We start from the raw sequence: 10,538 nt of genomic DNA, 5'->3' as shown, positions 1-10,538 counted from the left end.
GCGGCGAGGCTGCACAAGGAGTACGTCGGCAACCACCGCACGACCGACACCATCGTCGGTGTCAGCGACATGTCAGTCCCCGAGCAGCTCGTGGAGATCGAAGCCATCGTCAAGGTCTCGCCGCGCTCCTGACCGAGTGGGCCTCGCGGCGACCACCGCGGGGCCACTGGGGCTCCGTCCCGGACGCCGCGCCTCAAACGCCGGTGGGGCTGGATCCGCCGCGCCGGTTCCAGCGATGGGGGGAGTGGATACGGACCCAGGTGTTGTGCCCTGGCTGGTCTTCGACGGAGACGGGAGGGTCGTGCAGCCGGTCCACAGGTTGCTTCGCCGGACCGGGACTCAGGCCGCCGCGGCGCGAAACGTGCTGGGGCTCAGGCCCTTGTGGCGTTTGAACGCGGCACTGAAGCCGAAGGCGTCGGCATAGCCGACCGACCTTCCGATCTGGGCGATGCTGAGGTCGGTGTCGGTCAGGAGCGCCCCGGCCTCGTCCATGCGGCATTCGGTGAGGTAGGCGAGGGGCGGGCGGCCCATCAGCTTGGTGAAGCGCTTGGCGAACAGCGCCCGGGAGACGCCGGCCCGAGTGGCCAGCGACGCCACGGTCCAAGCCTCGGCGGGCCGGTCGTGGAAGGCCTGCAGGGCGGGAGCGAGGACGGGGTCGGCGAGGCCCCGGTACCAGCTGGGCGCGTCGGCGCCGGCCTGGTCGAACCAGCTGCGCAACGTGCATACCAGGCCCCAGTCGAGGAGCCGGTCCATCAGCGCCTGCGAACCGGCCGAGAGTTGGGCGGCGTCGACGGCGGCCGTCTCCAGCCAGGCACAGACCTCGGCGTCCTCCTTGATCACCAAGACGGGCGGCAGGGCACGAAGGAGCCGCTCGTGGCGGTGGCCCGAGGCGCGGTAGGCGCCCACGATCAGCGCGGTCGTCTCCTCCGAGTCGATGCCCCAGTGGATACCGCCGAGTTCCTGGGCGGTGCACTCGGCATCCGGGGTGAAGCAGGCGATCTCGTACGCGGCATGGGAGCTGTGGAGGGTGCCGGGATGGTCCGCGAGATGGAACGGTGCGGGGCCGCTCACGATGGCCGTATCGCCCATGCCGACCGCTCGCTCGGTGCCGTCGGGCAGCATCAGGGTGCCCCCGCCGCGCAGCACGCTGATCATGGTGAGCGGTGCGTCGTCGGCGAAGCGGATGGTCCAGGGCGCCGTCAGTACGGCGTGGCTGACGACCGAGCCCTCGGCCCGGATGCCACTCAGTAATGAACTCAAAGGATCCACGCAGGGCAGCGTAGACGATCTCCTATGTTCCGGAGCGTTTCTCCCATGGATCATCTACGTCACCGCAGCTGTACTGGGTTCATCGAATCGAACCGAGACCAGCCAGGAGACAACGTGACCCAGCACGGCAGCGATGCCAGGACAGCCCTCGTGGTCGTCGCACACCACCGCACCGATTCCCTCACCGCGCACACGGCCCGCCGTGCCGCCACCCGGCTCGAAGCCGCCGGGTACCGCATCGACATGCTCGACCTGCACGCCGAGGGGTTCGACCCCCGGATGAACACGTCGGACCAGCCGGACTGGGGCAACAGGGAAAAGCCGTATTCGGACGAAGCACACGCCCATATGCAGCGCATCCTCGACGCCGATGTCGTCGTCGCCGTCTTCCCGGTCTACTGGCAGAGCGTGCCCGCGATCCTCAAGGGCTGGATCGACCGCGTATGGAACTACGGGTTCGCCTACGGCCGGAGCAAGCCCCGCCTTGCCGGCAAGCGCATGCTGTGGCTGGGCCTGGCCGGCGCCACTTCCGACGATCCCCTCGTGGAGGGGATGCAAACCGTCCTCGAAGCCAATCTGAGCGAAGGCATCGCCTACTACTGCGGCTTCTCCCATTCCATCGTCGGCCTGCTCACCGGCGCGGAGGAGCGCCCGCAGCGCTTCGACACCGAAGGTAACCTCCTGATCGGCGAAGCGGTCGCGGGGGCTGAGCGAGAGGCGCAGTACGCCGATCTCGACCGCCGTGCCGGGGAGTTCGTGGAACGGTTCGTTGCCGAGGAACTCGTGAGGGCCTGACCGCCAGGAGACAACGGTTCGCGCAGGCGCTGGTCCTCGACGGGCTCGTCTACCGCACGACCCACACGTTCGAGGCCGAGGTGCGCCTGCGCCACGCATGTGTCCTTCCGGCAGGCTCCCGCCGACGGTCAGTCCTGGTGCGCCGCCGCGGCCGCGGTCAGGCCGTCGGCGGGCAGCGGATCGCCCTCCAGCAGCCCCGCGCCGTGGCAGGCCTGCTGCTGCGGGGTGTGCTGGGCCCGGTCCCGGTCCCGGTCCGGGGCCACTCGTGCCCGCCGATCCGTGGAGCGGAACGAGCGGAGGGCCGTCCCCTGTCCTCTCGGCCCAGATGTGGCCTCCGCCGACGGACACCTTGATACCGGTCTATGCGGATTTGTCCCGCTGCTCGAACCGGGCGATCTCGCCACCCACGGTCGCCTGATCCACCCCTTCTGCGGCACCCGCCGGGCAGGTGCCGTGGCCCAAGATGAACGCGCCGCAAACAAAAGGGGAGCGGAACCCCGTCGATCCGCTAACATGTTCGAGTTTGCGACCGGTGCGTTGGAATGTAGTCAGAGTCGGCTGGAAATTGATATCTGGAATAACGCGAGTGCTATCGCGAATAGACGGCAGAACCAGGTCCGCCACGTGGCGTCAACCACGCATCATGCTGTGGGCCACGGTCGGCGTGGTGGCCCTCGGGTTCCTCATCGCACTGGAGATCGCCGCGCGTCGTTACGGCGCGCCGGGCCCGATCACCGCCCAGGCGCAAGAGGTGATCTTCGCTCCCAAGTCGGGGACGGTCCTGTACGCCGGCATGGCCTTGATGATGGTGGTGCTCACCTGGCGGCAGCGGTTCATCGCGCTCGGCGCCGCGGTCGGCATCGACCTCGTCTTCTGGCTCGTGCGGGCGGCGGTCGACGCCAAGATGATGTTCGGCAACGGCGCGTTGTGGGTGACCTTGGCCTGTGCCGTCATCGCCGTCACGCGCCGCACCGGACGGGACCGCGCCCTGCTGCTGAAGGGCGTCGGACTGGCCCTGCTCCTGGTGGCCGGCCGCAAGACCGGCTACACCTGGCTGCTGATCACGTCGAAGACCCGCCCGATGGTGCTCGACCAGTACGTGGCGACCGCCGATCACGCGTTGGGCAACCCCTCGTGGCTGGCGGGCCGCATCGTCGCGGCCACCGGCACGGTCGGCGCCCACGTCCTCGAATTCGTCTACATCCAGCTCGCGGTGGCCGCGGTAGCCGTCGCGCTGTACCAGCTGCGCAACGTGGCGGTCGAGCGCCGCTTCCCGACCCATCACCTGGTGCGGTCCTTCCTGGTGATCGGCCTGCTCGGTCCCGGCATCTACATGATCTTCCCGGTGGTCGGACCGATCCTGGCCTACGGCGCCGACGGCGGGCACTGGGCGGTGGCCAACCTGTGGCCGAACACGCCGCCGCCGATCGGCACCCCGCACCCGATGCCCTTCGACGAGATCACCCCGCGCAACTGCATGCCCAGCCTGCACACGGCGTGGGCAACCGCGATCTTCATCCATTCCCGCAAGGGCCCGCGGGCCCTGCGCCTCGCGGGCGCGTTCTGGCTGATCGCCACGCTCGGCGCGACGCTGGGCTTCGGCTACCACTACGGCGCGGACATCGTCGCCGGCGTCGTGTTCACGCTCACGATCGAGGCGGGGCTGCGCTCGATCGACCGCGGCCGGGACCGGAGGGGAATCCAGCTGACCGTCTACGGCACCGCCGTCTTCGCCGCGCTCCTGGCGTCGTACCGCTACCTGCCGACGCAGATGGCCGCACACCGGTGGGTGTTCGGTCCGCTGATCATCCTGGCGATGGCCTCAGTGGTCTACGGCTACGTACGCACCACCAGGCTCTGGGATCGGCCGCCCCCGCCGACGGCGCACCTCCCGCAACCGAGACGCGAGCCGCAGCCCGAACTGGTGTGAAACGCCCGCGCCCGAGCGACGGAAGCCGTGCCCGGAGGCCGTGCTGTCCTCAGCGAGCGAATTTCTCGATGGCGGCAGGCGTGACCGGGGTGAAGAAGTTGACGAGGTTGCCGTCGGGGTCACGGAACAGGAGCGCGCGGTTGCCCCAGGGCATCGTGGTGGGCTCGTTGACGAAATCTTCCACGAAGCCGTTCAGGTTCTCGTAGACGCCGTCCACGTCGTCGACGAGGAACTCGAGGATGACACTGTGGTTGTCGGCCGGGCGGGCGGACCCAGGCGCGAACAGGGGGACAGTACGGGCGCTGCCGATCGCGAGGGTGGCCGAGGTGGTCCTGAGCTCGGCGAAGTCCTCGTTGGCCCAGGTGGCGGACACCTTGGTGGCGCGCTCGTAGAAGTCGACGAGGCGGGCGACGTCGCTCGTGATGATGCGGATGGAAACGAAGTCCATGGGTGTTCTCCTCTGGCCGGTCGGTGTTCGTGACCGCACGCTACGACCAATACCGGGCGGAACCCGCCCGGTATGTGCTGGAGACTTCCGGGTATGCCCCGCCCCATCGCTCGCGTCCTCACCCTGCTGGAGCTGCTGCAGTCGGGTGGCATCCGGACCGTGTCCGAACTCGCCGATCGGCTGAGCGTCGACGAACGCACCGTACGGCGCTACGCACAGCAGCTCGTCGACCTCGACGTGCCCGTCGAATCGGTGCGCGGCCGCTACGGCGGCTACCGGCTCGCCCCCGGATACCGCATGCCTCCGCTCATGCTGAGCGACGACGAGGCGCTCGCCGTACTGCTCGGCCTGGTCGCCGGTCGGCGATCAGGCGTGACGGCGACCACGGATACGGCGACCACGGATACGGCGAGCGAGACGGCGGCGGCCAAGATCCGGAGAGTGCTTCCCGAGCGGCTGCGCCACAGACTCGACGCCGTGCTCGGCTCCCTCGCCTTCACGGATCCGCCCGGCAAGGCGGCTGCCCCGGAGCCCGCGGTCCTCCTCCCCATGGCCGATGCGGTGCACCATCACCGGCCGATCTCGATCCGGTACACCGCCGGCGACGGGCGACGCAGCGAGCGCACCCTGCACCCGTACGGGGTCGTCGCCCACTCGGGCAGGTGGTACGTCACGGCAGCGGATCTCTCGGCGGGTGAGGACCGGACCTTCCGACTGGATCGCATCACCGGTGTGAGGATCCTGCCCGGTTCGTTCGAACCACCCGTCGGAATCGATCCGGCGAAGCGCGTCCTGACGGGGCTCGCCACGGCTCCGTACCGGCATGAGGTGACCCTGCGCATCCAGGGGACGGCCGAGCAGATCCACACCCGCCTGCCCGCCGGCGTCGCGATCGTGACGGAACTGCCGTCCCCGGGCGGCGCAGATCCGGCCGCCGAGGGCTGGTGCCGTGTCGAGCTGCGTGTGGACCGGCTCGACTGGCTGCCCGCCGTACTCTCCTCGCTGGACCGCCCCTTCGCCATCGAACGCCCGGATGAGCTCCGCGGCCTCGTCGAGGCCTTCGCCGAACGCCTCGCGAACTTCGCCCGCCGAAGCCCGCCTCACCCCTGGGAGATCGGTGAGCCGGCCCCTGGTTGATCGCCTCAGGACCGCTGTCGTGTACGGCCCTGCCGGGGTGGCGGTCGACTCCTGAGCCCCGCCGCGTACGGTCGGCTCATGCACGATCAGCGAGACCAGGACCGGGATGACGGCAAGTTGACGCACAGGCGTGCGGACCCGCCTGCTCGGACTGCGGCTGACGACGCCGACGGGGGCGCCGAGGCCGAAGTCTCGGTGTTCGTGTGCGCGCTGTGCGGCGTCCCGCTGACGGGGCCGCTCGCACGGCTGCCCGCCGTTCCCGAGGCTCCGTACTACGCATGGTGGGACGCCGAGGAGCCGGGTCCGTCGCCGGCGACCGTCCCGTCGGGCTGCTACGCGATCGAGACGGAGCCGTACGGTGCGCCCTTGGTCGTAGCCGAGACGCCAGGGCCGGTGATGCCACGCCGCGGGACGAAATCGAACGCGCAGGGGCAGCCGCTGGTGTCACGGGGCCCGCGAGGCAACATCGTCGTCAATCCGGACGACGCACGCGGCCTGGTGCTGCGCCATGCATCACCCGCCTGCTGCGGAGCGACTCCGGACGGCGGGATGAACCAGCTGTGCGCCTGCGGAGCTCTCGTCGCCACCCTCTGCTCCGACTGCTGCCTGCCGTACGAGCTCCATCTCTCAGCCAGCCACGTACGCGCCGTCCGCCCCCGACCTCCCCGATAGCGCGTCACTGTCCCGGGGCTCCGGGCGGATCCGGGGCCTCCTGACCTCTACTCGGCACGCGGTCAGGTGATCGGCCGGACAGCTCCTGGCCCCGCGTGGCGGGTCTCGTCGCATGGGCCTGCCGCCATTGCTCGGCCGCCTGGATCATGGTCTGCCCGACGTGCTCGAAGAAGTGGCCGATGTCTTGCATGCGGGTACCGGCGGGTGTGGTCGCGCCGAGGGTCTGGGCGCTGTGGCGGGCGAAGTCGGCCAGCATGGTGTTCTGGCGGGCGCTGGCCATCCAGCCCCGGAACCAGGCGTCGGCGTCGATGACGTACCGGTCGCGCCGCCGGCCGGGGTCGCGTTCGCGCCTGATGAGCTCCTGCTGTTCGAGTTCGCCGACGGCCTTGGAGATGGAGGCGGGGCTGACCTTCAGGCGCTGGGCGAGCTCGGTGGCGGTCAGGCTGCCGGCGTCGGTGACGTACAGGCAGGTCAGTACTCGGGCCGTCATCCGCGGCAGGCCCGTGCCGACCATCAATGCGGTGAACTGTTCCTCCAGCTCGTGGACGGCCTCGGGGTCGCGCCCGTGTGCGCCGTCCACGGCCGGGTCGTTCGAAGCGGCCGTGGACGGGGCCGGGGCCTGCCCGCGGCGGCGGGCGCGCCTGATGGTCGACTGCTGCGCCGCGTCAGCCCGGTAGGCGCCGGCGCCGCCGTTACGGGCCACTTCCCGGGTGACAGTGGAGATCGGTCTGTCCAGGCGGCCGGCGACCTCGGTGTAGGTGAGTCCTTCCGCCAGTCCCTCGGCGATCTCCAGACGTTCCTGGTGGGTCAGTCTGCCCCCGGGCATCGGCCTTACCTCCGTGTCGTGTCCTCGCGTGTCCCCAGTATTGCGTTCATGGGCAGTCCATTGCAAATCATCGAGGTCGAATGTGCATTCACCTGCATACTCATTGCAAGTCAATCAGTCTTTGACCTGCCTATTTGTGTTCCTTCTTGCTTCATGGATTGACGAAAGAGTGAAAGCAATTTAGCTTTTAGTTATTCGCGAACAAGCGATGCGAACCGAGCCGGCCCGGACGAGGGCTGCTCGTCGCCGTGATCGGAGCCCGCCATGACGTCCTTCCTCTCCCCGTTGCGCACCTGGCATCGGCCGCTGGTGGTCTGCTCCACCCTCATGCTCGGCCTGGTGCTCGTCTCCGGCGCGGGGCTCGTGGTGGACAGCCGGACGCTGCTGGACGAGTCGGTGTGGGTGAAGCCGCTCAAGTTCGGCTTCGCCTTCGCCCTCTACGCCGGCACGCTGGCGTGGCTGCTGACCAAGCTCACCAGGGGCAGGCGGCTGGGACGCTGGCTGGGCACCGTCTTCGCGGTGGCCGCAACCGCCGAGGTGGGCGCCATCACCGCCCAGGCGGCACGCGGCACCTTCAGTCACTTCAACGCCGACCAGGCCGACCCGATCACCCGCGCCCTGGTCCCCGTCCTCACCTTCGGCGTGATGGTCATCGTCATCGCGCAGTTGATCCTGGCGGTCATCGTGCTGATCCAGCGAACCGGCGGGGCGGCACTGAACCGGGCCATCCGCGCCGGGCTCGCGCTGGCCACCTTCGGCATGGTCGTGCCGGTCTACTGGATGGTCACCGAGATCCACTCCCGTACGGTGACCGACGCCAACGGCCACCCCGTGCAGATGTACCAGGGCCACGGCATCGGCGACCCCGACGGCCACGGCATGCCTTTCACCAACTGGAGCGTGACCGGCGGCGACTTCCGGGTACCCCACTTCTTCGCCCTGCACGGCATCCAGGTGCTCCTCCTGATCACCGCGCTACTGGCCGCCCTGGCCGCCGAGCACGTCTGGCTGCGCGACGAGAAGGTGCGTGCCCGCCTGGTCGGCTGTGCCGCCCTCGGCTACACCGGGCTGGTCGCGGTGGTGACCTGGCAGGCGCTGCGCGGCCAGTCCCTGATCCACCCGGACACCGCCACCCTCCTCGCCCTCGCAGCAGTGCTGCTGCTCACGTCGGCGACCACCGCAGGAGTGATCGTCACCGCCAAGCGCACCACCACCGCACCGGCCATGGCGCCAGAGTTCCCCCAGATGGCGCGCTGATCTAACCAGGCAGCAGCGCCGACCGTCCGAGCGGTTCCGCATCGGGAGCACAGGCTCGGGTTTCGCCATCGGCGTCCGCGTCGGTCAACCCGACCTTGTGTCTTCGACGACCGTGCCTGAGCGTGCCGTTGTCTCGCGGTACGGACCCGCAGCCCTTCGCAGGATCCAGTTGCCCTGGTGTGGGCCGCCCGCCCCGCACGGGGACGAGCGGCCCGTCACCGATGGAGACGGTCAGGGCCCGGTGTCTCCCGGGTGGGAGCAGAGGCCGCCCTGGTAGTTGCTGTCGTACCAGGCGCCGGTGGCGTCGGCGTCCAGATTGGTTCGGCCGGGCCCGACGCAGCGGTGGTAGTTGGACCGGGGCCACCGCTTGACCTGGATCCACACGTTCGTGTCGGTGGCGCAGTGCTCGTAGTAGGCCCGTTCACCGCCCCTGCCTTCGTTCCAGCCGCAGCCCGCGAGGGAGTTCGTCCTGCCGGCCTCGGAGATCGTCTGGGTGACCGGGGCTGCGGCCGCTCCCGCGCTGGCGGAGGTCGGCAGCAACGCCAGACCACCGATGGCCAGCGCGCTTGCAACGGCGGCTGTCGTACGGAGTTTTGTGCTGAGGAAGGTCATACCTCCCATGGCTATCGGATACTGCGTGTCCCGGAACAGGGGGTGCCGGACAAAGCCGCTCAAACGGATGATCGCCTTTCGGCCGTGCCCTTCGGCAGGGGCCCGTCACGCCGACGGTCAACAGCTGTCCAGCGTGCCCGTCATCCGGGCCGTCAACAGGTGCCGCCCCCGCTCGCGGGTCCCCCCTCCAGCCTCGGCCCGCGCCCTGGTGGCCCGCTCCCAGACGCAAGGTCAGCCACGACAGGACAGCCAGTGATGTCGTATGGGCCCTTGTCGGCCTGGAACTGCTCGAATTGGCTCCCCGTAGGGCTGGCTGATGCCAGAGACTGTCCGGGTGCCTGGATACGAGGAGACCAATGTCGGATCGTCGGTGTGCGCCACGAGGCCCCGTGCATTCGCCCGGCGCACCGGGGCGGTGATCTGACCATGCCGCGTACGTTCCCCGTGTCGTTGGCACAGGCGTATCCGCAGTTGGTGGCGCTGTGGCATCCGGACCGGAACGGATCCTTGACCCCGGACCGGGTGGGTACGGGTGGTGGCAAGGTGTGGTGGCGATGCCCAGCCGGTCACGAGTGGGAGGAGACCGTCATCAGTCGTAGGTCCCTGCCGAAGTGGAAGGGCGGGGACGTCACCGCGTGCCGGGAGTGCAGCGGCTTCAAGGTCCGCCGGGTGTTCCCGGAGTGCGGGTGCGTGAAGATGGTCCAGCCCGGTACCCGAGAGGCTGAGCGAGCCCAGTGCTACCAGTGCCGTGCCCGGGAGTTCGAGGAGAACGCACCGCGCGTCAAGGCCGAGCTGGCCGCGGCGGCGAAGGCCGCGGCCGGGCGGGCGGAGCGGCTGCTGGACACGGTTCCTTTGCCCGGGGCGCTCCCGGTCGGCCTGGCAGTCGAGTGGCGGTATTGGGCGGCCGGCGAGGTCCGCGGCGCGATGGCCGCCGAGCAGGTTCTGGCGAAGTCAGGGGAGCCCGAACGTGCCCTGCAGCGCGTCATGGCGGTCGCGGAGCGGAGCATACCCGCGCTGGAAGCGTGCACGGCGGCGGCCGCGCAGGACGGGGTGGTGAAGATCCTGGGGCGGGCCTACTGGGCCGAGGGCTGGTGTTACCTGCTCTCCGGCGAGCCCCGGGAGCCGCTGGGCGCAGAACACCTGGCGGCCTTGCGCGGCCACTTGGAGGGGTGGCTGGAGGACTGGGCGCAGCATGTACGCGAGGAGCGGGAGGCGGGCCGTAGGGTGCCGGCCACCACGGCCGAGGTCACCGCGGCCTTGACGGGGGAGATCCGCGAGTTCCTCCACGGCCTGGATGACGGTGCGATGGTCTACGGGGAGGTGCGTGTGCCGGTCGTACCGGACGGGAAGACGCGGTACGGGCGCCTGGACCTGGTGGGGTGGTTGCCTTCACCGGCCATCCCGGACTTTGTGGTGGAGATCGATTCGGCACCGAACCCTTCGTCCTTGCAGAAGTTGAAGTTCGTCCGGGACGCCGGCGCGGTCCCGCTCTGGGTGCGGTTTGGAACCGGCGGGCTGGAAGAAGTCGCCGGGGTGGGCGTCATTGATGCAAGGGAGGCCGTAAGGGCCGCGACCGGCGTCTAAAGGGCGTT

At 69.6% G+C, this 10,538-nt stretch carries 11 protein-coding genes; 6 read left to right on the top strand and 5 right to left on the bottom strand.

Features of this window, described 5'->3' with window-relative positions:
* Positions 1-339: 339 nt before the first annotated feature.
* Positions 340-1,278 carry an AraC family transcriptional regulator gene (locus ACFV0Q_RS08330; RefSeq protein ID WP_385002347.1) on the bottom strand — a complete coding sequence of 313 codons (939 nt, stop codon included), beginning with the start codon at positions 1,276-1,278 and terminating at the stop codon, positions 340-342.
* A 105-nt stretch (positions 1,279-1,383) separates the two neighbouring features.
* Between ACFV0Q_RS08330 and ACFV0Q_RS08325 the strand changes: the two genes are divergently transcribed.
* A complete protein-coding gene (locus tag ACFV0Q_RS08325; RefSeq protein ID WP_385002339.1) occupies positions 1,384-2,064 on the top strand; it encodes an NAD(P)H oxidoreductase in 681 nt (226 codons plus the stop codon).
* 128 nt (positions 2,065-2,192) lie between these two features.
* On the opposite strand, the gene ACFV0Q_RS08320 is transcribed toward ACFV0Q_RS08325, so the two are convergent.
* Positions 2,193-2,327: a hypothetical protein gene (locus ACFV0Q_RS08320; protein WP_385002336.1), complete on the bottom strand. Its 135-nt coding sequence runs from the start codon at positions 2,325-2,327 to the stop codon at positions 2,193-2,195.
* 380 nt (positions 2,328-2,707) lie between these two features.
* On the opposite strand from ACFV0Q_RS08320, the gene ACFV0Q_RS08315 reads away from it, so the two are divergent.
* Positions 2,708-3,994: a phosphatase PAP2 family protein gene (locus tag ACFV0Q_RS08315; RefSeq protein WP_385002334.1), complete on the top strand. Its 1,287-nt coding sequence runs from the start codon at positions 2,708-2,710 to the stop codon at positions 3,992-3,994.
* A 49-nt stretch (positions 3,995-4,043) separates the two neighbouring features.
* Here ACFV0Q_RS08315 and ACFV0Q_RS08310 read toward each other — a convergent pair whose 3' ends face one another.
* Positions 4,044-4,442, bottom strand: coding sequence for a VOC family protein (locus ACFV0Q_RS08310; RefSeq protein WP_385002331.1), 399 nt, complete (start codon positions 4,440-4,442; stop codon positions 4,044-4,046).
* A 93-nt stretch (positions 4,443-4,535) separates the two neighbouring features.
* Between ACFV0Q_RS08310 and ACFV0Q_RS08305 the strand changes: the two genes are divergently transcribed.
* Positions 4,536-5,579, top strand: coding sequence for a helix-turn-helix transcriptional regulator (locus ACFV0Q_RS08305; protein WP_385002328.1), 1,044 nt, complete (start codon positions 4,536-4,538; stop codon positions 5,577-5,579).
* 78 nt (positions 5,580-5,657) lie between these two features.
* Entirely contained in the window at positions 5,658-6,251 is a 594-nt protein-coding gene (locus ACFV0Q_RS08300; RefSeq protein ID WP_385002325.1) for a hypothetical protein, read from the top strand.
* Positions 6,252-6,255: 4 nt separating this feature from the next.
* On the opposite strand, the gene ACFV0Q_RS08295 is transcribed toward ACFV0Q_RS08300, so the two are convergent.
* Positions 6,256-7,077: a MarR family transcriptional regulator gene (locus ACFV0Q_RS08295; protein WP_385002322.1), complete on the bottom strand. Its 822-nt coding sequence runs from the start codon at positions 7,075-7,077 to the stop codon at positions 6,256-6,258.
* A 264-nt stretch (positions 7,078-7,341) separates the two neighbouring features.
* On the opposite strand from ACFV0Q_RS08295, the gene ACFV0Q_RS08290 reads away from it, so the two are divergent.
* A complete protein-coding gene (locus tag ACFV0Q_RS08290; protein ID WP_385002319.1) occupies positions 7,342-8,334 on the top strand; it encodes a hypothetical protein in 993 nt (330 codons plus the stop codon).
* A 231-nt stretch (positions 8,335-8,565) separates the two neighbouring features.
* Here the strand turns inward: ACFV0Q_RS08290 and ACFV0Q_RS08285 are convergent, their stop codons facing one another.
* The gene (locus ACFV0Q_RS08285; RefSeq protein ID WP_385002316.1) at positions 8,566-8,946 is read right to left on the bottom strand and encodes a DUF6355 family natural product biosynthesis protein; all 381 of its coding nucleotides are present in this window, start codon (positions 8,944-8,946) and stop codon (positions 8,566-8,568) included.
* A gap of 426 nt (positions 8,947-9,372) precedes the next feature.
* Here ACFV0Q_RS08285 and ACFV0Q_RS08280 point away from each other — a divergent pair, with 426 nt between their 5' ends.
* Entirely contained in the window at positions 9,373-10,530 is a 1,158-nt protein-coding gene (locus ACFV0Q_RS08280; RefSeq protein ID WP_385002313.1) for a zinc-ribbon domain-containing protein, read from the top strand.
* Positions 10,531-10,538: the final 8 nt, after the last annotated feature.

Source organism: Streptomyces sp. NPDC059564, assembly GCF_042735575.1.
Taxonomy (GTDB): Bacteria; Actinomycetota; Actinomycetes; order Streptomycetales; family Streptomycetaceae; genus Streptomyces.
This window is presented reverse-complemented; position numbering and strand designations above follow the sequence as displayed.

Excerpts from the sequence above, each read along its gene's own strand:
- ACFV0Q_RS08300 (WP_385002325.1), top strand. The coding sequence starts at position 5,658 with ATGCACGATCAGCGAGACCAGGACCGGGATGACGGCAAGTTGACGCAC.
- ACFV0Q_RS08295 (WP_385002322.1), bottom strand. The coding sequence starts at position 7,077 with ATGCCCGGGGGCAGACTGACCCACCAGGAACGTCTGGAGATCGCCGAG.
- ACFV0Q_RS08315 (WP_385002334.1), top strand. The coding sequence starts at position 2,708 with ATGCTGTGGGCCACGGTCGGCGTGGTGGCCCTCGGGTTCCTCATCGCA.
- ACFV0Q_RS08310 (WP_385002331.1), bottom strand. The coding sequence starts at position 4,442 with ATGGACTTCGTTTCCATCCGCATCATCACGAGCGACGTCGCCCGCCTC.
- ACFV0Q_RS08290 (WP_385002319.1), top strand. The coding sequence starts at position 7,342 with ATGACGTCCTTCCTCTCCCCGTTGCGCACCTGGCATCGGCCGCTGGTG.
- ACFV0Q_RS08280 (WP_385002313.1), top strand. The coding sequence starts at position 9,373 with ATGCCGCGTACGTTCCCCGTGTCGTTGGCACAGGCGTATCCGCAGTTG.
- ACFV0Q_RS08305 (WP_385002328.1), top strand. The coding sequence starts at position 4,536 with ATGCCCCGCCCCATCGCTCGCGTCCTCACCCTGCTGGAGCTGCTGCAG.
- ACFV0Q_RS08285 (WP_385002316.1), bottom strand. The coding sequence starts at position 8,946 with ATGACCTTCCTCAGCACAAAACTCCGTACGACAGCCGCCGTTGCAAGC.